The sequence below is a fragment of the Streptomyces sp. NPDC088252 genome (assembly GCF_044740965.1).
Classification (GTDB): Bacteria; Actinomycetota; Actinomycetes; order Streptomycetales; family Streptomycetaceae; genus Streptomyces.
This window is the reverse complement of the sequence record NZ_JBIURS010000002.1, coordinates 212,801-235,278: the sequence shown is the minus strand read 5'-3', so window position 1 is coordinate 235,278 and position 22,478 is coordinate 212,801. Positions and strand designations below refer to the sequence as shown.

20 protein-coding genes and 4 pseudogenes are annotated in these 22,478 nt (G+C 70.0%); 11 read left to right on the top strand and 13 right to left on the bottom strand.

The genetic code is table 11. The annotated features are described in order from the left end of the window. The first annotated feature begins 321 nt into the window (after positions 1-321). From ACIOHC_RS04785 to ACIOHC_RS04770, 4 genes are all read left to right on the top strand, one after another. Entirely contained in the window at positions 322-1,593 is a 1,272-nt protein-coding gene (locus tag ACIOHC_RS04785; protein ID WP_351086044.1) for an aspartate kinase, read from the top strand. Then, positions 1,590-2,654 carry an aspartate-semialdehyde dehydrogenase gene (locus ACIOHC_RS04780; RefSeq protein WP_351086046.1) on the top strand — a complete coding sequence of 355 codons (1,065 nt, stop codon included), beginning with the start codon at positions 1,590-1,592 and terminating at the stop codon, positions 2,652-2,654. Before ACIOHC_RS04785 ends, ACIOHC_RS04780 begins: the two co-directional genes overlap by 4 nt. 359 nt (positions 2,655-3,013) lie before the next feature. After that, positions 3,014-3,586 carry a SigE family RNA polymerase sigma factor gene (locus ACIOHC_RS04775; protein WP_351086048.1) on the top strand — a complete coding sequence of 191 codons (573 nt, stop codon included), beginning with the start codon at positions 3,014-3,016 and terminating at the stop codon, positions 3,584-3,586. Further along, complete coding sequence (locus ACIOHC_RS04770) at positions 3,586-5,088, top strand: hypothetical protein (protein ID WP_389636157.1); 1,503 nt, start codon at positions 3,586-3,588, stop codon at positions 5,086-5,088. The genes ACIOHC_RS04775 and ACIOHC_RS04770 overlap by 1 nt, the downstream gene beginning before the upstream one ends. A gap of 83 nt (positions 5,089-5,171) precedes the next feature. On the opposite strand, the gene ACIOHC_RS04765 is transcribed toward ACIOHC_RS04770, so the two are convergent. Next, on the bottom strand, positions 5,172-6,071 hold the full coding sequence (locus ACIOHC_RS04765; protein WP_351086051.1) for an SURF1 family protein: 900 nt from the start codon (positions 6,069-6,071) through the stop codon (positions 5,172-5,174). Positions 6,072-6,323: 252 nt separating this feature from the next. After that, positions 6,324-8,354, bottom strand: a complete 2,031-nt coding sequence (locus ACIOHC_RS04760) for a S9 family peptidase (protein WP_401841436.1) — start codon at positions 8,352-8,354, stop codon at positions 6,324-6,326. Positions 8,355-8,425: 71 nt separating this feature from the next. On the opposite strand from ACIOHC_RS04760, the gene ACIOHC_RS04755 reads away from it, so the two are divergent. Both ACIOHC_RS04755 and ACIOHC_RS04750 read left to right on the top strand, forming a co-directional pair. Continuing rightward, a complete protein-coding gene (locus ACIOHC_RS04755) occupies positions 8,426-9,262 on the top strand; it encodes a methyltransferase domain-containing protein (RefSeq protein ID WP_351086055.1) in 837 nt (278 codons plus the stop codon). Between the two features lie 103 nt (positions 9,263-9,365). Continuing rightward, positions 9,366-9,755 (top strand): nuclear transport factor 2 family protein, encoded by a 390-nt coding sequence (locus tag ACIOHC_RS04750; RefSeq protein WP_351086057.1) that lies wholly within the window; start codon positions 9,366-9,368, stop codon positions 9,753-9,755. Between the two features lie 264 nt (positions 9,756-10,019). On the opposite strand, the gene ACIOHC_RS04745 is transcribed toward ACIOHC_RS04750, so the two are convergent. After that, a complete protein-coding gene (locus ACIOHC_RS04745; protein ID WP_351086059.1) occupies positions 10,020-10,826 on the bottom strand; it encodes an SGNH/GDSL hydrolase family protein in 807 nt (268 codons plus the stop codon). A 788-nt stretch (positions 10,827-11,614) separates the two neighbouring features. Next, on the bottom strand, positions 11,615-11,785 hold the full coding sequence (locus tag ACIOHC_RS04740; RefSeq protein WP_351083164.1) for a hypothetical protein: 171 nt from the start codon (positions 11,783-11,785) through the stop codon (positions 11,615-11,617). A gap of 244 nt (positions 11,786-12,029) precedes the next feature. Here ACIOHC_RS04740 and ACIOHC_RS04735 point away from each other — a divergent pair, with 244 nt between their 5' ends. Beyond that, positions 12,030-12,533 (top strand): FBP domain-containing protein, encoded by a 504-nt coding sequence (locus tag ACIOHC_RS04735; protein WP_351083165.1) that lies wholly within the window; start codon positions 12,030-12,032, stop codon positions 12,531-12,533. A gap of 261 nt (positions 12,534-12,794) precedes the next feature. On the opposite strand, the pseudogene ACIOHC_RS04730 reads toward ACIOHC_RS04735, so the two are convergent. Further along, positions 12,795-14,341 (bottom strand): annotated as a pseudogene (locus tag ACIOHC_RS04730) (carboxylesterase/lipase family protein). Between the two features lie 98 nt (positions 14,342-14,439). Here ACIOHC_RS04730 and ACIOHC_RS04725 point away from each other — a divergent pair. Then, entirely contained in the window at positions 14,440-14,925 is a 486-nt protein-coding gene (locus ACIOHC_RS04725; RefSeq protein ID WP_401841434.1) for a TetR/AcrR family transcriptional regulator, read from the top strand. A 171-nt stretch (positions 14,926-15,096) separates the two neighbouring features. Here ACIOHC_RS04725 and ACIOHC_RS04720 read toward each other — a convergent pair. Together ACIOHC_RS04720 and ACIOHC_RS04715 are read right to left on the bottom strand one after the other, a co-directional pair. Next, a pseudogene (locus ACIOHC_RS04720) lies at positions 15,097-15,201 on the bottom strand (glyoxalase/bleomycin resistance/dioxygenase family protein); the annotation flags it as partial. Positions 15,202-15,261: 60 nt separating this feature from the next. After that, positions 15,262-16,662 (bottom strand): NAD(P)-binding domain-containing protein, encoded by a 1,401-nt coding sequence (locus tag ACIOHC_RS04715; protein WP_365694321.1) that lies wholly within the window; start codon positions 16,660-16,662, stop codon positions 15,262-15,264. A gap of 104 nt (positions 16,663-16,766) precedes the next feature. Between ACIOHC_RS04715 and ACIOHC_RS04710 the strand changes: the two genes are divergently transcribed. Beyond that, positions 16,767-17,132, top strand: a complete 366-nt coding sequence (locus ACIOHC_RS04710) for a metalloregulator ArsR/SmtB family transcription factor (protein WP_351083171.1) — start codon at positions 16,767-16,769, stop codon at positions 17,130-17,132. Between the two features lie 117 nt (positions 17,133-17,249). On the opposite strand, the gene ACIOHC_RS04705 is transcribed toward ACIOHC_RS04710, so the two are convergent. The 5 genes and pseudogenes from ACIOHC_RS04705 to ACIOHC_RS04685 all read right to left on the bottom strand — a co-directional run bounded on the left by ACIOHC_RS04705 (position 17,250) and on the right by ACIOHC_RS04685 (position 19,484). Continuing rightward, on the bottom strand, positions 17,250-17,468 hold the full coding sequence (locus ACIOHC_RS04705; RefSeq protein WP_389636160.1) for a hypothetical protein: 219 nt from the start codon (positions 17,466-17,468) through the stop codon (positions 17,250-17,252). Between the two features lie 115 nt (positions 17,469-17,583). Continuing rightward, a pseudogene (locus ACIOHC_RS04700) lies at positions 17,584-17,885 on the bottom strand (hypothetical protein); the annotation flags it as partial. Beyond that, positions 17,816-18,064 (bottom strand): DUF2180 family protein, encoded by a 249-nt coding sequence (locus tag ACIOHC_RS04695; RefSeq protein WP_365694326.1) that lies wholly within the window; start codon positions 18,062-18,064, stop codon positions 17,816-17,818. The gene ACIOHC_RS04695 and the pseudogene ACIOHC_RS04700, both read right to left, overlap by 70 nt. Then, the gene (arsB, locus tag ACIOHC_RS04690) at positions 18,061-19,179 is read right to left on the bottom strand and encodes an ACR3 family arsenite efflux transporter (protein ID WP_389636161.1); all 1,119 of its coding nucleotides are present in this window, start codon (positions 19,177-19,179) and stop codon (positions 18,061-18,063) included. The genes ACIOHC_RS04695 and arsB overlap by 4 nt, the downstream gene beginning before the upstream one ends. Continuing rightward, complete coding sequence (locus tag ACIOHC_RS04685) at positions 19,176-19,484, bottom strand: metalloregulator ArsR/SmtB family transcription factor (protein WP_351083177.1); 309 nt, start codon at positions 19,482-19,484, stop codon at positions 19,176-19,178. The genes arsB and ACIOHC_RS04685 overlap by 4 nt, the downstream gene beginning before the upstream one ends. Before the next feature lie 94 nt (positions 19,485-19,578). Here ACIOHC_RS04685 and ACIOHC_RS04680 point away from each other — a divergent pair, with 94 nt between their 5' ends. After that, positions 19,579-20,001 (top strand): arsenate reductase ArsC, encoded by a 423-nt coding sequence (locus ACIOHC_RS04680; protein WP_351083179.1) that lies wholly within the window; start codon positions 19,579-19,581, stop codon positions 19,999-20,001. After that, positions 19,998-21,054: pseudogene (locus ACIOHC_RS04675) on the top strand (NAD(P)/FAD-dependent oxidoreductase). Before ACIOHC_RS04680 ends, ACIOHC_RS04675 begins: the two are co-directional and overlap by 4 nt. An 86-nt stretch (positions 21,055-21,140) precedes the next feature. Here the strand turns inward: ACIOHC_RS04675 and ACIOHC_RS04670 are convergent. Further along, positions 21,141-22,118, bottom strand: a complete 978-nt coding sequence (locus ACIOHC_RS04670; protein WP_389636162.1) for an SGNH/GDSL hydrolase family protein — start codon at positions 22,116-22,118, stop codon at positions 21,141-21,143. Positions 22,119-22,478 lie beyond the last annotated feature (360 nt).

Genomic DNA, 22,478 nt, shown 5'->3' with positions numbered 1-22,478 from the left:
CGAGGAGCGCAGGGAGTCGGTGAGCACATGGGGACGGCATACGCATGGTGGGGGCCTCCGAGGGGCGGACTGTGGGGTTCCGGTCCACGCTGGAGGGGGCGGCTCCTGAATCGAGGGCCCGGCTCGCCATATGTGTGGGCTGGACCACATGAGGGAGTGCGCACCCGATCGGCGGGCAGCAGCCCCGTACGAGCAGTTCGGAGCGACACGCCGATGATCACGTGCTGAGCGGGACATCTCACCATGTGATATCGGCGGGGCGTTTCCGGACTGCTCGTTAAACTGAGCCGACCGCAGTAATGGACTGAGCGAGGAGCGCACGTGGGCCTTGTCGTGCAGAAGTACGGAGGCTCCTCCGTAGCCGATGCCGAAGGCATCAAGCGCGTCGCCAAGCGAATCGTCGATGCCAAGAAGAACGGCAACCAGGTGGTTGTCGTGGTGTCTGCGATGGGCGACACGACGGACGAGTTGATCGATCTCGCCGGGCAGGTATCCCCGATCCCTGCCGGGCGTGAGTTCGACATGCTGCTGACCGCCGGAGAGCGGATCTCCATGGCCCTGCTGGCGATGGCGATCAAAAACCTGGGCCACGAGGCCCAGTCGTTCACCGGGAGCCAGGCAGGCGTCATCACCGACTCGGTCCACAACAAAGCGCGCATCATCGATGTGACGCCGGGCCGTATCCGTACGGCGCTGGACGAGGGGAACATCGCGATCGTCGCGGGGTTCCAGGGTGTGTCCCAGGACAAGAAGGACATCACCACTCTCGGCCGCGGCGGGTCCGACACCACCGCGGTCGCACTGGCCGCCGCGCTGGATGCCGAGGTCTGTGAGATCTACACCGATGTGGACGGTGTCTTCACCGCCGACCCGCGGGTCGTCAAGAAGGCCCGGAAGATCGACTGGATCTCCTTCGAGGACATGCTGGAGCTGGCCGCGTCCGGCTCCAAGGTGCTGCTGCACCGGTGCGTGGAGTACGCACGCCGCTACAACATTCCGATCCACGTCCGCTCGTCCTTCTCCGGACTGCGCGGAACCTGGGTCAGCAACGAGCCGCAAGGGGACCAGAAGGTGGAGCACGCGATCATCTCCGGAGTCGCCCATGACGTCTCCGAGGCCAAGATCACCGTCGTCGGCGTGCCCGACAAGCCGGGCGAGGCCGCCGCGATCTTCCGCGCCATCGCGAATGCCGAGGTCAACATCGACATGGTGGTGCAGAACGTCTCCGCCGCGTCGACCGGTCTGACCGACATCTCGTTCACGCTGCCGAAGGCCGAGGGCCGCAAGGCCATCGACGCCCTGGAGCGCAACCGCGGCACCATCGGCTTCGAGTCGCTGCGCTACGACGACCAGATCGCGAAGATCTCCCTGGTCGGCGCCGGGATGAAGACCAACCCGGGTGTCACGGCGGGCTTCTTCGAGGCGCTGTCGGACGCCGGGGTGAACATCGAGCTGATCTCCACGTCCGAGATCCGTATCTCGGTGGTCACCCGCGCCGACGACGTCATCGAGGCCGTGCGCGCCGTGCACACCGCCTTCGGCCTCGACAGCGACTCCGACGAGGCCGTCGTCTACGGGGGCACCGGCCGATGACTGCCCGCCGCCCTTCGCTCGCGGTCGTCGGAGCGACCGGGGCGATCGGCGGCGTCATGCTCCAGATCCTTTCGCAGCACGCGGATGTCTGGGGCGAGGTGAAGCTGATCGCCTCGCCGCGTTCGGCCGGCCGCAAGCTGGTCGTGCGCGGTGAGGAGAGCGAGGTCCTCGCGCTCACCGAGGACGTGTTCGACGACGTCGACGTGGCGCTGTTCCTGGTGCCCGACGACGTCTCCGCGCAGTGGGCGCCGATCGCCGCCGCCAAGGGCACGGTCGTCATCGACGACTCCGCCGCGTTCCGGCTGGACGCGGACGTTCCGCTGGTCGTGCCCGAGATCAATCCGCATGCCGTACGGATCAGGCCGCGCGGCATCGTCGCGAGCCCGAACTGCACGACGCTCTCGCTGATCGTCGCGGTCGGTGCGCTGCACGCCGAATTCGGGGTCCGGGAACTGGTCGTCTCCTCGTACCAGGCCGTGAGCGGGGAGGGCCGCGACGGCGTCGCGGCGCTGCGCGAACAGCTGTCGATGGTGGCCGGTACGGAGCTGGGGACGAAGCCCGGAGACGTACGCCGGGCCGTGGGGGACACGGAAGGCAGTCCCTTCGCCGCGCCGGTGGCCCTCAACGTGGTGCCCTGGGCCGGGACCGAGGCCGGGGACGGCTGGTCGTCGGAGGAACTGGCGATCCGCCAGGAGTGCCGCAAGATCCTGGACCTGCCGAGCCTGCGGGTGGCGGCGACCTGTGTGTACGTGCCCGTCATCGCGACGCACTCGATGTCCGTGCACGCGCGGTTCGAGAGCGAGATCGCGGTCGACCGGGCCCACGAGATCCTGGCGACGGCGCCCGGTGTCGTGCTCTACGACAGCCCGGCGGCAGGGGACTTCCCGACGCCGTCCGACGTCGTCGGTACCGATCCGACCTGGGTCGGGCGGGTGCGCAGGTCGCTGGACGATCCCCGGTGTCTGGAACTGTTCGTCTGCGGCGACAACCTCCGTAAGGGCGCGGCCTTGAACGTGGCGCAGATCGCCGAGTCGGTGGCCGCCGAATTCCCCCGGTCCTGATCGAACCTGTTTTGTACTCTCTGTGAATGCCCTGTGAGCAAGTTGAAGGTCTGAACCTCTTGAGCTGGGGTGTTGAGGTGTCCGACGATGACCTTCCGGCCCACTGCAACCGTTGGCCGGAAAGCGCGCGTCTATGCGGTCACCTCTTGCGCGGCGGGGCGCATATTCGGGGCATTTGGGGAAGAGCAGGTACGTATGAGGGCATGTCGCACTGCGTCAAACGCGGTGCCGCGCGCGTACAACCCTGACGGGGGGAAACGTGTCCAACTGGCGTGGCAGAGGTTCTCGATATCACAGTGGTGGGCCCCCTGCGCGGCGCTTCGGTGCGTCCGCTCAGACGGCCCCGCGCACCCGGCGGTATGCCGGTGATCGCGCCCATGCCCGCTGCGCGTCCGGCGCGGCTGCCGTCGCAGCGCGAGGGCGCTGAGGAGAGCGTGGCTGCCGGAACCACGGTCGACCACCTCACCGAGACCTATCGCGCCCATTACCGTTCGCTGCTCGGTCTCGCGGCGCTGCTCCTGGACGACACCGCCTCGTGCGAGGACGTGGTGCAGGAGGCGTTCATCCGCGTGCACTCGGCGCGCAACCGGGTACGGGACCCCGAGAAGACGCTCGCGTATCTGCGCCAGACCGTCGTCAACCTGTCGCGTTCCGCGCTGCGTCGCCGCATCCTCGGGCTGAAGTTGCTCTCCAAGCCGATGCCGGACATGGCGAGCGCGGAGGAGGGCGCGTACGACCAGTTGGAGCGGGACGCGCTGATCAAGGCGATGCGTGGGCTGCAACGGCGCCAGCGGGAGGTGCTGGTGCTGCGTTACTTCGCGGACATGACGGAAGCTCAGGTGGCCGAGACGCTCGGCATATCCCTGGGCTCGGTCAAGGCTTACGGCTCCCGTGGGATCGCGGCGTTGCGCGTTGTGATGGAGGCGCAGTGATGAGCCGACGCGATCGCAGGGACGACAACGGCCACGAGCACGAGCCCCGGATTGACCGGACTGGAAACGGAATTGTGAACGACGGGCCGGAGAACACCCCGGACGTGAACGCGGACACGGACGATTCGACCATGGACGATTCGGACCTGAGCGGATCAGCCGTGAACGACTCGGACACCGATGATTCGGACACGGACGGCACGGTCGTGAATGACTCGGCCGCGGACGGCTCGGACAGGGACGGTTCGGCCAGGGACGGTTCGGCCGCGGATGCGGATGTGCTCCGTGCAGATGGTGCGGATCGTGAGCGTCAGGGTCTCGTGTCCGTGGGGGGGACGGACGAGGCCACCGGGGCCGCTGGGACGGCTGTGACGGCTGAGCTCGGGGGACTGAGCAGCCTCTTCGGCGCGGGCGCGTGCTCCGGCATGGGGACGGGGTCCGGTACGGGCATGGGTTCCGGTGCGGGAGACGGCGGTGGCACGGGCATGGACGAGGTCGCACTGCGCCGCATGCTGCACGGGGCCGTCCAGCACATCGAACCCCGCGACGGCACCCTCGACCACCTGTATCGAGCGGTGCCCGCCCGGCGTGCCAGGCGGCGGCAGGCCGTCGTCGGCATGGCGGCGGCTGTCCTGCTCATCGGCACCGCGATCCCCGCCTTCGTCCATGTCGCGAACTCCGACGGCTCGAACGCCGCCAATCCCGCGATAGCCGGGCACGGCGAGCAGGCACAGGGTGGCAACGGCACCGAGAGCGGTGCGGGAACCGGCGGGAAGAGCAACGGCGGCAGCAGCGACGAGCAGGGCAGCGGTCGGAACCAGCCCACGAGCACGAGCAGCCCGTTCGACAGCCGTGGCCAGGGCTCCGACGGCAGTCTGGCCGGCGGGGTCTCCGACCCGGCCGCCTCCGCGGCAGCCTCGATGCCGACCTGCGACCCGGGCCAACTCGCGGTCGCCTCGGCCGAGACGGGCGCTGCCGGAGCCGACGGCACGGTGTACGGGACCTTCCGGATCGCCAATGTCTCGGGCACGGACTGTTCGGTGAGCAGCAGCGGCAGCGTGGGCTTCCAGGCGATGGGCGCGGCCGACCCGGCGAGGATCACGGTCGTCCAGCACACCGCGGGTGACGCGGCCTCCGGGCTGCCCGACCCTTCGCAGGAGCAGGGGACGGTGCTGCTGAAGCCGTCCATGGCGTACGAGGTGAAGTTCGCCTGGGTGCCGAAGGACACCTGTCCGACCGCCGGAGGCTCACCGAGTCCGACACCGACGGAAGGCGCGGGCGGCTCGGGCGGTGCCGCTGCCGCCGGTACCGGTGCGGGGAGCACCGACGGGGCCACGGAGACGGCTCCGCAGCTCGGCGGCGAGGACGGCGGTGGAACGCTGGACGGCAGCGTCGCCGTGACCCACACGCCGGAGGCGGGGGCGCCGGTCGCGGAGACCAAGATCGCCAACGCCTGCTCGGGCACGATCTACCGGACCGGGGTGCTCGCCCCCGCGACGTGACGCGGGGATGCGGCGTACGACGCACGCCATACGCGTGAGGGGGCCGACCGGTTGAACCGGTCGGCCCCCTCACGCGTATGCCCTCAGCCGGCGTCGGCGCTCACATGGGGATCGGCTGCGTCGGTCGTGTCGGTGCGGGCGGTGGCATCGGTGGGGGCGGTGGCGATGGCGGGCCGGGTGCCCGCTTCGGTGTCCGCGGTCGAGCCCGTGCCCGCATCGGTGTCCGAGACGAGGCCCAGTTTCAGGTCGCGGGCCGCTTCGGCCTCGCGGCGGACCAGCCGGAACCACATGAAGAGCACGAACCCGGCGAAGACGAACCACTCGCCGGTGTAGCCGAGGTTCTGGAAGGCCTTCAGGTCGAGCCCGGTGCCCTGCGCTGCGGCGGCCGGTACGGGACGCAGCGAGCCGGTGGCGTCGGTGTCCTGGAGCGTCACCCAGGCGTCGTAGACGTCGTACGGGACGAGGTTGACCAGGGACGCGGCGCTGATCATGCCGAGCTGGCCGGGCGGGAGTCCGCCGCTTGAGTCGACGCCGGTGGTCCCGGCGTTCTCGGATGCCTGAAGGTCGCCGGTGACCGTGACCTCGCCGGTCGGTGCGGCGGGTACGGCGGTGTGGCCGGGCCGGCCGGGCAGCCAGCCACGCACCACCGGCAGGGCCTTGCCCCCGTCCGTACGGAGCATGTTGAGGACGTAGAAGCCGCTCTTGTCGTCCAGCTTCCGGCCGGGCACCAGGAACTGGTCGGCGTACCGGCCGGTGGCGGTGGCGGGGCGGCCCGAGGTCACCGTGTCGACGGGCAGGAGGTCGTCGATCGGCTTGGCGGCCCTCGTGCCGGGGGCGGGCTGCTTCTCGGCGGCGTCGTGCGTCTGCACGCGGTCCTCGAAGCGGCCGAGCTGCCAGGTACCCATGAAGATGCAGAACGGGATGGCCAGCACGACGAAGAGGTTGATCCCCCACCATCGCGGGGTCAGCAGGAACCGGTACACCCCTCCACGGTACGGTCCCCGCTCCGGTCGCCCGGCGCGGGGTGCCGAACCGGGGCGCGGCATCGCCGCCGACGGAGCCCCGGAGAGAGCCCCGTGGTGTCCCCGCGCGGTGGTTCCCACCGGCAGCCCACCCCCGCCCTGCCCCGCCCCGCAGCGTCGGCCGTCGCCGCATCGCTTCCGCTTCGCTCTCCATTGCCCGACGGGCTTGAGACGGCCGGTGGTGGGCCGGGCGAAAGGAAGAGGTGGGCGTCCCTACTCGCCGGCCGGCATCGATTCGCCGGACGGGCTCGAAGGAGCGACGGCAGGGGCGGGGGAGGGGACGGTGGCAGCGGCGGGGACCGCGGAGACGGCGGGGACGGCGGAGGCGCCATCCGCGGCCAGGTGGCGTCGGGCGAAGCCGAGTTCCAGGCGGACCTGCTTGATCCGCTCCTCCACCACGAGCGAACCGTGCCCCGCGTCGTACCGGTAGACCTCGTGCACCGCGTCACGGCCCTTCAGCCGGTCCACATAGTTCTCGACCTGGCGGATCGGGCATCGCGGGTCGTTGACGCCCGCCGAGATGTAGACCGGCGCACGGACGGCGTCGACGTACGTCAACGGGGACGAGGCCTCGAAGCGCCCGGGAACCTCCTCCGGAGTGCCGCCCAGCAACGTCCGGTCCATCGCCTTCAGGTCCTCCATCTCGTCGTGATACGCCGTGACGTAGTCCGCGACCGGGACCGCCGCCAGGCCCAGGGCCCACTCCTCCGGCTGTGTGCCGAGGCCGAGCAGGGTCAGATAGCCGCCCCAGGAACCACCGGCCAGGACCAGCTTCGCCGGGTCCGCGAGATTGGACTTCACCGCCCACTCCCGTACCGCGGCGATGTCCTCCAACTCGATCAGGCCGACCCGGTGCTTGAGCGCGTCCGTCCAGGCACGGCCGTATCCGGTGGAGCCGCGGTAGTTGACCCGGACGACCGCGTAGCCGTGGTCCACCCAGGCGGCGGGGCCGGAGGCGAAGGCGTCGCTGTCGTGCCAGGTCGGGCCGCCGTGGATCTCGAAGACCGTGGGGAACGGCCCCTCGGCCGGGGCGGCCGGCCGCTGGACGAGCGCGTGGACGCGGCCTCCGGGCCCGTCCACCCACACGTCCTCCACGGGCACGGATGCCGGTGCCTTCGGGCCGGGCGGATCGAGGACCACCGCACCCGAGGTGGACCGGATGACGGGCGGCTGCGCGGCCGACGACCACAGGTACTCCACCGTGCCGTCCGGCCGGGCCGTGGCACCCGACACCGAACCCGTGGGGGTCTCAACCCGGACGGGAGCGCTGCCCGCCCCCGGCTCGTACCGCCACAGGTCGCTGCGGGCCTCGAAGCCGTGCACGATCAGCAGGGCGGAGGCGTCCGGATACCACTCGGCGCCCACGTCACCGGGCAGATCGATCGCGAGGTCCGTCTCCGTCCCCGTCATCGGGTCCCAGATCATCGGCTCCCAACGGCCCCGGCGCTGATGCCCCACCAGCAGCCTCGTGTCCCCGGCGACGGGGGCGAAGCCCAGCACGGAGAGGCCCAGTTCCTTGGTGCCGCCCTCGGTGTCGTCCAGCTCGGCGACCGTCGACCCGTCCGACCGCACCACACGCAGCGCGGAGTGCATCGCGTCGCCGTGCTCGGTGTGCTCCAGGGCGATCAGCGTGCCGTCATGACTGAGGTCGCCGACGCCGGCCGACTCGCGGTGCCGGTAGATCTCGACGGGCGCGGCCCCGGGCCGTACGACGTGGATCGTCGTCCCGTCCTCGTCGGTCGAACGGCCGACCACCGCCGTCCCGTCCCGCCCGATCGCGAGCCCGGCCGGGTACGAGGCGCCGAGACCGGGCGCCGCCGGCTCGTCCACCGCTTCCTCGCCCTCGCCGGCGCGGAACGGCTGACGCATCCACACCCCGAACTCGTCCCCGTCGGTGTCGTTGAACCACCAGATCGACTCACCGTCCGGTGTCAGCACGCCGTCCGTCGTCCCGTTCGGCCGGTCGGTCACCTGACGCTGCTCGCCGGTGGCGCGGTCCCACGCGTACAGCTCGTACGTGCCCGTGGCATTGGAGACGAACAGCGCGCGGTCCGGTGCGTCCTCCGCCCAGTCGGGCAGCGACACCCGCGGCGCGCGAAAACGCTGCTCCCACTCCGGAACGGAGGCCGATGCCGATGCCGACGCCGATGTCGATGTCGATGTCGATGCCGGAGTCGGGGCCGGAGCCGGTGCGGAAGCGGTCGTCGGGGCGGAAGGAGCCGTCGAACCAGTGATCTCAGTCATGTCCCCCATTCTGCGCCGGAACGCCGACAATCCGTTCGCATCGTCCGCAGCCTGTGGATAACCTCCCGGACATGCATGCTCCGACCCCCGCCGACTGGCACGATGCCAACCGCGCGCACTGGGACGAACGGGTCCCCATCCACGCCATGAGCGACTTCTACGACCTCGAATCCTTCCGGGCAGGCAAGGACGCCCTGCGCGACTTCGAACTCGCCGAGGTCGGGGACGTCACCGGCAAGTCGCTGCTGCACCTGCAGTGCCACATCGGGGTCGACACCCTCTCCTGGGCCCGGCACGGCGCCGCGCACGTCGTCGGTCTGGACTTCTCCGAACCGGCCGTCGAGACCGCGCGCGGCCTGGCCCGCGAACTAGGGTTCACCCAGGACCGGGCGGCCTTTGTCGCGGCCGACGTCCATGACGCCGCTGAGGCCGTGCCGGACTCGTCGTACGACATCGTCTACACCGGTGTCGGCGCGCTGAACTGGCTGCCCGACACCCGTCGCTGGGCCGAGACCGCCGCATCGCTGGTGGCGCCCGGCGGCTTCCTCTACCTCGCGGAATTCCATCCGATCACGGACTGCCTCGACGATTCGACCGGCACGAAGGTCGTGCACGACTACTTCAGCCGTGACGCGTGGGTGGACGAGTCGCCGGGCACGTACGCGGACTTCGACGCACCGACCGTCCACAACCGCAGCGTCGAATGGCAGCACCCGATCGGTGACGTGGTGTCGGCACTGGCGGCTGCCGGGCTGCGGATCGAGTTCCTGCACGAGCACGACATCTCGCTGTTCGCCCGCTTCCCGTCGCTGGAGCGGCAGGACGACGGCTCCTACCGTTTTTCCGCCGATCGTCCGCGCATCCCGCTGATGTACTCGATCAAGGCGTCGCGCCCGGCCGACTCCTGACCGAAGGCCGGTACCAGGGCCCAAGGCCGATGTCCAGGGCCGACGTCCAGGGCCGACCCAGGGCTCAAGGCCGATTGTCAGTGGTGGGGTTCAGACTCGAACCATGACCACGACTGCTGATCTGCGCACCGCGGTGGAGACGTACTGGACCGCGGCCGATGCCCGCGACTGGGACACCTTCGCCACGACGCTCGCCGACGGGGTGCTGTACGACCTGCCGCAGACCCGCGAACGCATCCGCGGGAAGGAGCGGTACGTGCGGTTCAACCGGGAGTACCCGGGGGACTGGCGCGTCCGTGTCGAACGGGTCGTGGCCGACCGGGAGGGGCAGCAGGCCGCTGTCCGGACGCTCTTCACGGTCGGCCTGCAGGAGCTGCACGCCATCCACTTCTTCACGTTCGACGAGGAGGGCCGGATAACCGGGATCACGGACTTCTGGCCCGAGCCGTACGAGCCCCCGGCGGGCCGGGAGCACCTCGTCGAACGGTACTGAACCGCCCGACGGGGGACAGGAGACGCCGACTGCGCTCCGCCTGGCGTCCGGCCGGTCGTCCGTGACCCGGAGTCCGCCGCCGCTCGCCCTTGTTCCGCACCGACCGGGCACAGCCGCCCGGACCCGGAGAGATCCGCCCGTGGGGCGTGGCGACGCGCCGGGGCTTCGAACAGCGTGGCCGCGCCCGAACGCAACAGGAGCGCGGCGGGCCGCCGGAAGTGCCCTGGCGACCCGCCGCATTCCTGTACCTCCCTCGCCCGCGTCCTACGCGGCCGAGCGGAAGGCCGGAAGGTAGCCGCCCGACTGCCCGGCGGCCTTGGGGTGGTACGAGTTGTAGATCGGGATCGACACGCTGTGGAGCCAGGCGTCGCCGGAGCACAGCTCATGTCCGGTGAATTCGTCGACCACGCTGGAGAACGTGAATCCGGCATTGGCCGCCTGCTTGGCGATGACGCCGTTCAGGACGTCGGACGCGTTGTTGATGGCCGACCGTTCCTTCTCCGAGAGCCCGGCGATGCAACTGCCGCTCAGCTGGTAGAAGCGCGGGTAGCCGAGCACCACGACATGCGCCTGCGGGGCCCGCGAGCGGATGGAGCCGTAGAGCGAACTCAGGCCGGAAGGAAGGGAGTTCTGGATCTGCGAAACGGCCGTGCTCACGCTGCTCAGGCAAGTGGCCTCGCTGGACAGCACGCAGTCCTGCATGACATCGGCGAAGCCGACGTCATTGCCGCCCGCGGTGACGCTGACCAGGCCGGTGGAGGAGTTCAGCGCGCCCAGCTGGCTGCCGGCCACGGAACTCGTCGTGGCGCCCGAACAGGCGACGAAGGCGAAAGAGGAAGGTGAGTTCGCCGCTGCCCAGAGGTAGGGGTAGGCATTGGTGCTGCGGCGGCAGTCACCACTGTCGGAAAGGTAGCTCCCCGCGCCGACACCGGAGGAGTACGAGTCGCCGAGAGCGACGTACCCACCGGCGGCGGCCGAGGAGGATGCCGAGGCCGGCTGGGCGATGCCCAGGGCGGCCACGGCGGCGAGGACCAGAGTGGATGCGGACGCCCAGAATCTCCGTACTGACATGGCTGTCAGCCCTCCGAAGTGTGGGGGGTGGGTGGGGGGTTGATTGAGCGCCACGTTTCTAGCAGCTCTTGGTACTCGCCGGTAATGGCTGAGCAAGAACTGGTCTGATTTGCCCGAATGATCGTTCGGTAGCGGTAGCTCCGCGCGTAGATAAACCTCTCGACGCGCCCGGATCTTCGCGCGGCGAGCGCGCATCCGGACAGCGGAGTCGGGCCTGCGGGCGTGGGGGCCCCAGGGCCGGGTGGGTCGGTGATGCCTCAGAGCCTGTCGGGTGGCCTCCGACCGGGCGGCCACACCCTGGCACGTACGCTTCCCGCGTTGTCGTCGGTCGCCGACGCTCCGCGTCGACTCCCTTCTCCGTCTTGGAATCGCACGCACCGGACCGCGTCCGCCATCCGGTCCGAGGTCACCCGACAGGCTCTCGGTCGTTCGCGTCCCCTCAAGCCGCTCGCTGCGTGCTCGACGTGTTCATGCGGCGGGGCGCGGCGGGCCCTCTCGCCTCGAACCGGAGCGTCCGGCAGCAGCGATGGGTTCTCTGTAGGGAGGGGGTGACGCCGACCCCGCTGCCCGGCGTGCGGGACAGCGGGGTCGGCGGGGTGGGTGGCGGGTGGGGTCGCGGTGGGGTCGCCGGGGTCGTCAGGGAGCCCCTCGTCTCCATGCCCTCATGGATCCGGACGCCACGCGCTGCGACCGAACCGTGGGCCCCACGAAAGCGCCCCCTGTGGAGCGGTCGACCCCGGGTTTACGGGGTTGCCGCCACAGAGGGCGTTCTCGTGGATCTACGGGGATCAGTTGTGGCCGAACCTCCGCTGCTTCCGGTGGGAGACCTGTTCTGAGATCGAGTGCACCGTGTCCCGGGGAGCCGTCCGCTGCGTCTGCTCCTTGGTCTCAGGAACAGCGCTGCGTTCGTGGCCGCCGGTGCGGGCACCCCGGTTCTGCCGACTCTGCTTCTTGCCCACGATCGTGCCTCCTGTAGCGGATCTCGGACGATGGGCCACTACTAGATTCGCATATGAGTGCGAACCGTGCATATCGGGTAGCTGTTGCAGGGGGCGCTCACATCGACACAGGTGTGGGAGGAGGGGCCGATGTGCGTACGACACGGTGCCGCGACGGGCCGGACCGGGCCGACCCCGTGGGGCGGTCCTCTGCTGGCAGATATTGAGGTGCGGCCAAGTCGGGGCGGACTTAGAGTCGTCGCCCGTGGAACCGCTCAGTGAGACACAGATCCGTTCGTCCTTCGTGAACTGCACCAAGGGCGACGCGGCGCGGCTGCGGCTGCCGCTGGACTTCGCCGAACTGCCTTGGGAGGAGCTGGACTTCCTGGGCTGGGTGGACCCGGGAGCGCCGCTGCGGGCGCATCTCGTGCTGCCCCGGGAGCAGGGTCCGTTGGGGATCTCGTTGCGTGTGCCCTCGGTGGGCCGCACCAGCGCGGTGAAGTCCAGCATGTGCCAGATCTGCCTGACGGGCCACGCCTCCTCCGGGGTCGCTCTGCTCGCCGCTCCGTTGGCGGGCGCCCGGGGTCGGGAGGGGAACACGGTCGGTATCTACATGTGCGCGGACCTCGCCTGCCCCCTGTACCTGCGGGGCAAGCGGCAGCCGAGGCTGCGTTCCGGGCGGTACGAGGAGTCCCTGACCCTGGACGAGCGTCGCGCGCGCATGTGGGGCAACCTGGATGCCTTCGTGGCCAAGGTCGCCGTGGCGTGAGTGCTGATGGGCCTGTCCCGTCACCTCGCGGGGAACCCGCGTGACCGACGGAGTCACCGGAGCTGTGACGGGATCGGTCACCACGTGTCCGCCGATGCGCTCCGGATGACAAGGCCGTCGTAGGGCATGCGTGTCTTCATCGCCTCGACAGGTTCGAAGAGGACGTCGGCCCTCGGGCCGCCCCCGACGGGCTTGCCGCGCAGCAGGAGTTGGCTGTGACCGAGGGGGTGCGGATTGCCGTACCGGTTTGCCGGAGCCGGATCACCGAAGGATCTTCCAGAAGGTGTAGCCGTGGTCGGCCGCGAAGTCCGCGCGCTGCCAGGCTTCGGAGGACAGTGTCTGCACGTATCCACGCCCACCGAGGAACGTCGGCCAGCTCGTCCTGCCCGAAGCGGCGAAGCCCACCCATGTGTGGAGCATCCGGTCGCGGAACCCCGTCTGCTCATCCTTGACGTTCTCGAAGAGGGCCAGGTCGAACAGGTAGGGCAGTTCCGCCATGTGCTGGGAGCGTGGGTCGAAGCTGGGGGCCGGATATCCCTCGAACCAGGGGGTGTCGCGTTCGCTGAACTCGTACATCCGCGTCGGGGTCCACCTCGACAGCAGGCGTGCGGTGTCGGGTGTCGGGACCGACCATGTCGCGTCGGTGCGGGCCGTGGCCACGGCTTCGCCCGCCGAGGCGAACCTGCTCAGGGGACAGCGCTTCAGCACGGCGTCGGCCCGGTCGCCGAACTGCTCCCGGATGGCGGGCTCGTACTCCTCGGGCTTCATGGGTGAGGCACCCGGGGCCAGTTCCTGGCCGAGGACACGGCCGCGTTCCTCGTCGTGGTTGACCCCGACGAGCACGGGTACCCGGTGGAACCTTCCGGTACGCAGGGCCGCGGCGGGCGACAGCGGAAGCAGCCTCGTCCCGGCCACCGGACGGGGCTCGTTGAACGCTCCGTACGCCTTCAGCAACTCGGCCACCGGCGTCCTCCGCAGACAGGCCGCTGTGTTCTGCTCGCAGCCCACCGCGGTGACGACCCGCTCGGCGTCGGCCTCCGCCTCGGCCTCGGTCCGGGTGCCGCCGGTGGCGCAGGGCGCACTCTGCACGACGGCCCGGTCGAAAAGCCCTGCCGACAGGGGGAGGCGAGGTGGTCGCAGACGCTGTAGCCGCCGCCGGACTGGCCCGTGATCGTGACGTTCTCCGGGGCGCCGCCGAAGGCAGCCGCGTTCGCGCGTACCCAGCGCAAGGCGGCCTGCTGGTCCTGGATTCCGAGGCCGTCCGCGCGGGGCAGGGAGGGATCGCTGAGGAAGCCCATGACACCGAGCCGGTAGTTCATCGAGACGACGACCGCACCGCTGGTGGTCAGCCGCTCGGGTCCGTACAGGTCGCCGGTGCCGTACATCAGGCTTCCGCCGTGGATCCACACGATCACCGGGCGTTTGCCGTCCGTCTCGGTCGGGGTGGTGACGTTCAGACAGAGGCAGCCCTCGCTCGTACTGGGAACCCCGATCGGGAGCCCTTGCGGCTGCGCGCAGGCGGCGCCCGGGGCGGTCGCCTCACGGACTCCGGTCCAGGTAGCGGCGGGCTCGGGCGCTTGCCAGCGCCGTTCGCCGACGGGCGGGGCGGCGTACGGGATGCCCCGGAAGCTGCGTACCTGCCCGTCGACGCTGCCGCGCACCTTGCCATGGGTCGTGCCGACGACCGTACTGCCGGTCGGTCCCGGCTGCGCGGAAGCAGCAGCGGTGGGGACGAGTCCCAGCCACACTCCGAGCCCCAACGACAGAGCGGCGACAGACCACTTGGAGACGTTCTTGGCGCATGTCATGGCAAGGACCGCAGAAGACTTTGCGCGACCGCGCAATACATATGTATAGATCGATCGCCTGAGGCGTTCGCGCGGGCCCGGTGTTACGGTCCGGGGGCATGGGAAACCGCGAAGCCCTGCTTGTCGGCGCCAAGGCGTGTCTGCGGGAGAAGGGGTACGACCGCAGCAGCGTCCGTGACATCGCCACTGCGGCCGGCGTCAGCATGGCCGCCATCGGCTACCACTACGGCTCCAGAGAGGCGCTGCTCAATCAGGCCCTGTTCGAGATACTCGATGAATGGGGGGACGCGATGGGCCGGGCGCTGGTCCCCGATGCCGACGGTTCCACGAAGCGTCACTTCGAGGAGATGTGGGAGGGGTTGATCGCGGACTTCGGGGCCCACCCCGATCTGTGGCTGGCCTCGGTGGAGCTGTTCATGCAGGCTCAGCGGCAGCCGGAACTGCGTGCAGCCCTGGCCGATGGCACCGCCCAGGGGCGCCGGGGCATGGCGGCGATACTCAGGGGCGTACCGGAGGACCAGGTCCCCGAGGAATCCGTGAGAACCATCGGCAGCGTCCAAGTCGGCTCATGTCGGGCATGTTGATCCAGCACCTCAGCGACCCGGCGGCCGCCCCCACCGCCGACGAGGTTCTCGAAGGGCTCCGCGGCCTGGCCGATCTCGCACGCTGACGCCGCAGCGGAGCGCGGGGAGCCTCGTGATGCCGACGCGCAACAGCCAGCACCCCGGGGGGTCGGCGATGGCGAAGTCGGCTTAGCCGTAGCACAGTTCGGCCGGCTCGGTGCAGAAGAGCTTGCTGTGGAAGGCGATCGAGGCGGGAAGGTCGGGGGGGACGCGCAGGGCGAGCTGCACTCGGGACATGACGATCCTCCTGACGCAGAGTGGAAGCGCCCCGGCCGTCAGGTGGCCGGGGCGCGCTGTTCAGGCTCCGCAGCAGCCGCCGGACGACGACGATTCCTCGGTGGCCGCGACCGGCAGAGAAACGCCGACGCCGATCTGTACGAGTGCGGGTGCCGGAGCGGCGCAGCATCCTCCGCCGTCGGCCTGGTCGGCCGCCGGGTCGTCGAAGAGTCCCGCGCCGCCGCAGACTCCGGTCTCGGGAAGGGTGAGTTCGACCCGGTCGGCGGACTCGATGTCACCGGCGATGGCGGCGGTGACGGAGCGGACCTGCTCGTAGCCGGTCATGGCCAGGAAGGTCGGGGCGCGGCCGTAGGACTTCATACCGACCAGGTAGATGCCGGAGTCGGGGTGGGAGAGCTCGCGGTGCCCGTGGGGGTAGACGGTGCCGCAGGAGTGCTGGTTGGGGTCGATGAGCGGGGCCAGCCCGGTGGGAGCTTGGAGGCGCTCGTCGAGGTCGAGGCGGACCTCGGAGAGGAAGGACAGGTCGGGGCGGAAGCCGGTCAGGACGATGACCTCGTCGACCGGGTCGAGACGGCGCCCGTCCTCGCCGACCAGGATCAGACGGCCGTCGCCGTCACGCTCGATGGCCCCGGTACGGAAGCCGGTGACCGCGTCGGCGTGGCCGTTGTCGACAGCGGTCTTCGCGGCCAGGCCGAGAGCGCCGCGGGCGGGCAGCTGGTCGGCGGTGCCGCCGCCGAAGGTGGAGCCGCTGATGCCGCGGCGCAGGATCCACACCGCGTGCGTGCCGGGCTCGTCCTTCGAGACGTCGGCCAGGGTGGCCAGGGCGGTGAACGCGGAGGCGCCGGAGCCGACGACGGCGGTGCGCTTGCCGGCGTAACGGGCGCGGACGGCGGGGTCCTCAAGGTCGGGGACGCGGTAGGTGATGCGGTCGGACGCCGTCTTCTCGCCGAGGGCGGGCAGGCCGTCGGCCCCGGCCGGACTCGGGGTGGTCCAGGTGCCGGAGGCGTCGATGACCGCGCGGGCGAGGACACGCTCCTCACCGCCGCCGGCTGTGGTGAAGTGGACGACGAAGGGCTGGGCTTCGCGGTCGGCGTCGACGACGCGGTCGCGGCCGGTGCGCGACACCCCGGTGACCGTGGCGCCCAGGCGGACGCGCTCGCCCAGCACATCGGCCAGGGGCCGGAGGTACTGCTCGGCCCAGTCACCACCGGACGGGTAGGCGGCAGCGTCGGGCTTGGTCCAGCCGGTCGGTGCCAGGAGCTTCTCGGCGGCCGGGTCGGTGACCTCGCCCCAGGTGGAGAACAGCCGCACATGCGACCAGTCACGCACTGCGGAAGCGGCGGCCGGACCGGCTTCCAGGACCAGCGGTTCGATGCCGCGCTCGACCAGGTGGGCGGCGGCGGCCAGCCCGGCGGGGCCGGCGCCGATGACGACGACCGGCAGGTCTGCAGTGGTGGTCATGACGGTGATCTCCTCCGAGATGGGCGGCTGCTCCGACCGCTGTTTCGATTGCTGTCGATGTCTGGAGCTTGCCACTCGGTATCGATGAGTGTCAACATAGACGCGTGTCGAAGTCAGAGGTTGTGGAGCTGTCGGTCCTGGACGCGGGGGCTGTGGTGCCGTGCTGCCCGCCGATCACCGCCGGGGAGCTGTCGCAGGGCGATGCGGAGAAGATGGCCGCGATGTTCAAGGCGCTGTCGGACCCGGTGCGGCTGCGTCTGTTCTCCAAGGTCGCCTCGCATCCGGGCGGCGAGGCGTGCGTGTGCGACATCTCCGACGTCGGTGTCTCCCAGCCGACCGTCTCCCACCATCTGAAGAAGCTGCGCGAGGCCGGGCTCCTGACCTCCGAGCGGCGCGGGACCTGGGTCTATTACCAGGTCGCCCCGTCCGTCGTGGCGGGCATGTCCGCCATGCTCGACCTGCGGAGCTGATCCTCCGGACCGCGCCTGCGGGTCAGCCGGTGCAGTCGGGTGGACAGCAGAGCGCCAGATACGCCTGGAGGGGGAGACGCGCTCGGCCATGGTGGCTCCGTCGGCTCTGTAGCAGCCTCACCCTTGTTCTCCCCGGCCGGGTACTCGTCCTTGCCCGGGATGCGCTTCCCCGACGCCCCGGACCGCTACCCACGGTTCGGCTTCGGCCTGGTCGGTGACCACCCGTGTGACGACATCGGCCGCCTGCAGCCCGGCCGCCTCCAGCGCCTGCTGCAACCGGCCGGCAGCCAGCTGTTCGTTCGGGCAGTCCTGCGCGACCACGACCTCGATCCGCATGCCTCCAGCATGCCGCAGGCGCTCAGGACAGTAGCTCGGCGATCTGCCGGACGGCGTCGCGTGCCGGGCGCCCCACGCCGATGAGGGTGGCGGAGACCGGCCCCGTCCAGTCGCCGTAGGCGGTCAGGTACTCCACCACGTGCCCGGCGTCCGGGTACTCCTGGCCCGGTCGGGCGGGCATGATGCGGCCGGGCGGTGAGGAGTACACGGCCGGGGAGGAAAGGTGCAGAGGGAGTCCCAGGTGTGCTGCCGGGCCCCGCCGGGCGCGCCCTGTGCGTCGAGGATCACGAAGTCCAGCTTCTTGCGGCGCAGTTGGTACCCGGCGGCGGGCCCTGCCTGCCCGCCGATCACCACGACGTCCACCGTGCCGGTCGCGGGGCCGGAACCGCTGCGGTCGGTGCCTCGGCTGCGGCACACACCGGGCACAGCACCGTCCGCGCTTCGGCCTCACGGGGGGCGCCGGTCAGGCTGCCCCGTCGCACGCTCCGGGTCGCGATGCGGGCATGCGTCGCGCAGACTCCGGCTCCGCAGCCCTGGCAGACGCCGACAGTGGGGCTGTTCGTTCCCGCGGTGCGGCAGTCGAAGCAGTGCGTCAGCCGTCCCTTCCCGGGGTGGTGAGTGCCGCGGGCGTGAACTTCTCGCGCCAGGCCAGCGCGACGTGCACGAGTCCGATCAGTACGGGCACCTCGATGAGCGGGCCGACGACTCCGGACAGCGCCTGGCCGGACGTGACGCCGAAGGTGGCGATGGCGACGGCGATGGCCAGCTCGAAGTTGTTGCCCGCCGCGGTGAACGCCAGCGTCGCCGTGCGGTCGTACGCCAGCCCCAGACCCTTGCCGAGCAGGAAGGTGCCGAAGAACATGATCGCGAAGTAGACGAGCAGCGGCAGCGCGATCCGGGCCACGTCCAGGGGCTGCGAGGTGATCGTCTTCCCCTGCAGCGCGAACAGGGTGACGATCGTGAACAGCAGCCCGTACAGCGCCCAGGGCCCGATCTTCGGCAGGAATTGCTGCTCGTAGCCTTCGCGGCCCATCTTCTGCTCGCCGATGCGGCGGGTGAGGAAGCCGGCCAGCAGCGGGATGCCGAGGAACACGATGACGTTGAGGGCGATGTGCCAAACGGAGACGTCCAGGCCCTGGCCGTCGCCGAGGTTCAGCCACCGGGGCAACAGATCGAGATAGAGCCAGCCCAGCAGACCGAACGCGATCACCTGGAACACAGAGTTCAGCGCCACGAGGACGGCGGCGGCTTCGCGGTCGCCGCACGCGAGGTCGTTCCAGATGATGACCATGGCGATGCACCGGGCGAGGCCGACGACGATCAGGCCGGTGCGGTACTCGGGCAGGTCCGGCAGGAAGATCCACGCCAGCGCGAACATGACCGCCGGGCCGACGATCCAGTTGATGACCAGCGAGGACACCATCAGCTTGCGGTCGCCGGTGACGGTATCCAGCTTGTCGTAGCGGACCTTGGCCAGCACCGGGTACATCATCACCAGCAGACCGAGCGCGATCGGCAGCGAGATCCCGCCGACCTCGATCTTCGCCAGCGCGTCGTTCATCCCGGGGATCAGCCGCCCCAGCCCCAGACCGACGGCCATGGCGAGCAGGATCCACACCGCGAGACAGCGGTCGAGCGTGGAGAGCTTCCTGACGATCGACTCATCCCCGGCCGCCGCCGCGGCGGTGGTGGTGGATTCGGTGGGGGTCACGGGCAGGCCCTCTTGTTCGCGGCCGCGGTACGGGCGGACTCGGCCAGCGCCGCGAACTGCTCGGAGAGGCCGGCCAGGACCTCGGGCCGCAGCTTGTAGTAGGTGAAGCGGCCGCACGGCTCGGTCTCCACCACGCCGGCCTCGCGCAGCACCTTCAGGTGGTTGGAGAGGTTGGTCTGCTTCGCGCCGGTCTCCTCGACCAGGTGCGTCGTGCAGAGCGTCTCGCGGGCCAGCAGGGTCACGATCCGGAGACGGAGCGGATCGCCCAGCACCCGGATCAGATCAGGATCGACTGAAGTCAGCATGTACTGATACTCTCACATCATTGTCTGCTGATACCAGCGGGAACTGAAGTCATTGGCAGCTGGTCCCGCCGTGCGACGAGAGAGAACGATCAACATGGCCGAGTCTTCCGGCAAGCCGTCCGTCCTGTTCGTCTGCGTCCACAACGCCGGCCGCTCCCAGATGGCCGCCGCCTGGCTGACCCACCTGGCCGGGGACCGCGTCGAGGTCCGCTCCGCAGGCTCCAACCCCGGCAACGGCGTGAACCCGGCCGCCGTCGAGGCCATGGCCGAGGTCGGCATCGACATCTCCGCCGAGGCCCCCAAGGTCCTCACGATCGACGCCGTCCGCGAGTCCGACGTGTGCATCACCATGGGCTGCGGCGACACCTGCCCCGTCTTCCCCGGGAAGCGCTACCTCGACTGGAAGCTCGACGACCCGGCCGGCCAGGGCGTCGAAGCCGTCCGCCCCATCCGCGACGAGATCAAGACCCTGGTCGACGGCCTGATCGCCGAGATCGCCCCGGAGACCACGGCGTGAGCGGCATGCACGACGTCGTCGTCACCGGCTCCGGCCCCGCCGGCTGCACCGCCGCCCTCTACGCCGCCCGTGCCCAGCTGGGGCCCGTGCTGTTCGGCAGCAGTATCTTCGTCGGCGGCTCCCTGACCACCACCACCGAGGTCGAGAACTTCCCCGGCTTTCCCGGAGGCGTCGACGGCCCCGACCTCATGGACACGATGCGGGCCCAGGCCGAGAAGTGGCCCAGGCCGAGAAATGGCCCAGGCCGGGAAGTTCGGCGCCGAGATGATCGACGACGACATCACCACCGTCGACCTCACCGGCCCCGTCGAACTGCTCACCGACTCGACCGGCACCGTCCACCGCGCGAAGACCGTGATCATCGCGACCGGCTCCGGCTACCGCAAACTCGGCATCCCCGGCCAGGAAGAGTTCTCCGGACGGGTGTCCCGGTGCGCCACCTGCGCCGGATTCTTCTTCCGCGACCGTGACATCGTCGTGGTCGGCGGCGACACCGCCATGGAGGAAGCCGCCTTTCTGACCCGCTTCGCCAAATCCGCGATCGTCGTCCACCGCCGCTCCGCCTTGCGCGCCTCGAAAGTCATGCGGAACCGGGCCTTCTCCGACGACAAGATCTCCTTCGCCTTCGACACCGGGGTCGCCGAACTCAAGCAGGACGGACGGGGCCATGCTCGGCGGGGTCGTGGTGCGGGACGTCTTCACCGGTGCCACGCGCGAACTCGCGGCCACCGGCCTGTTCCTCGCGATCGGCCACGACCCGCGCACCGAGATCTTCGGCGGCCGGCTCGACCTGGATGATTCCGGCTACCTGAAGGTCTCCTCCCGAGCACCCGGACGAACATCCCCGGCGTCTTCGGCGCAGGCGATGTCGTGGACCACACTTACCGGCAGGCCATCACCGCCGCCGGCAGCGGTGCCTCGGCGGCCCTGGATGCCGAGCGCTATCTGGCCGCACTCCGAGTTTCGGCAGCGCCGGTTCCAGTGAACTCCGTCTCGGCGCGCCTCCCGACGGAGGCGAAGGGACGAAGGCGCGTGGCGCGCCATGGTGGGTAGACGCTCCTTGGTCCGGGCGCCCGGCTGCCGGAACCGCCCGGCTGCCGGGCCGGAGGCGTTTCATGCGGGATGGGGGGCTGGGGATGTCAGTCCACGCCGATGCTGTTCAGGATCGCCGCTGCGACGTGATCGGCGGCGTTGCGGTGGCCGCGGGCATTGGGGTGCACGAGAGCCGGCTGGTGAGAGTCGCTGGTGAGGATGCCCTCGACCCACTTGCCGGAGTCGCAGACGCTGTGGTTCCGGGAGGAGTCGTAGAGGTTGACGAAGCCGACCGCGTCCTGGGTGCCGGCCGACTTCTCGATGACCTTGTTGAGGGGTTCCAGGACGTCCTGGCGCAGCCAGTCCAGGTCCCCTTGGGTGATCGGTCCGAACTGCTGCAGGTCGTTGTACCGGCACTTGGAGGTGTCCTTGGGGATGACCGTGGGGTAGCCGACGGCCAGGACCTTGGCGTGCGGCGCCCGCTCGTGGAGCACGGCGAGCATCTCGTCGTACTCCTTGCCCACCTTGGTCAGCCGGCCGGGGATGTCGTCGGCCAGGTCGTCCCGGCACGGGGTGCCCACGCCACCGCTGCCCGCGCCCAATTCCAGACAGGTGCGCAGGATGCCGTCGAACCCGAGGGTGTTGCCGCCCACCCCGACAGTGACCACGTCGGTGCCCGGGCCCACCGCCTCGGACTGGGGCGGCACTGCCGGGAACGGATAGTCCGGGTCTTCGGAGAAGGGCGGCAGGTGACGGCCGATCGGCTCCTGCGCTCTGAAGGTGACGTTCTCGATCGTGGCGGCGCCGCAGCTGACGTTGATCAGGTCGAACAGGGAGCCGAGGTCGCGGTCGATGACCTGGGGGTAGGACTGGTCGGTGCGCTCGCAGCCGTCGCGGGGGACTTCGAAGGTGTCGCCCGCGGCCGGGATGACCCCGGCGGTGTACGAGTCGCCCAGGGCGACCCACTGGTGCCTTGCCGCTGCGGCTGCCTGGGGTGCGTCGGCGAGTTGCGCGGGGACTTGAGCGCCTGCGGCGAGAGCAACGGCGCAGCCCAGTACGGCGAGTCGAGTACGGACGCTTGCCACGAATTCCTCCAGGGATACGGCAGAGATACGGCGTTGGTGACGTCACGAGCCTAGAGGGATCGTCACACAGTGCCGTAGATCCAATACGGACAGTCATTGTTGATCGTGAGACTCAGGCCGTCAGCGGGGAGGGCTCTGTGCGCTGACCAGTCACGACCTGTTGCGTGACAGGCTCAAGCGCTGATTTGTGCGATGCGGAGCAGGACCTGATCAGCCCGCACGGTCCCGGCCTGTTGCGCGGCTCTCGGCGGCTGTCCTATTTGTGATCACGGATGCACTCGCCCACCGCCCTCACCCGAGGCGCTGTTTCGGATGGCTACTGCCGACAGGGGCCGGTGCCGCCGCCGCTACTCATGAACA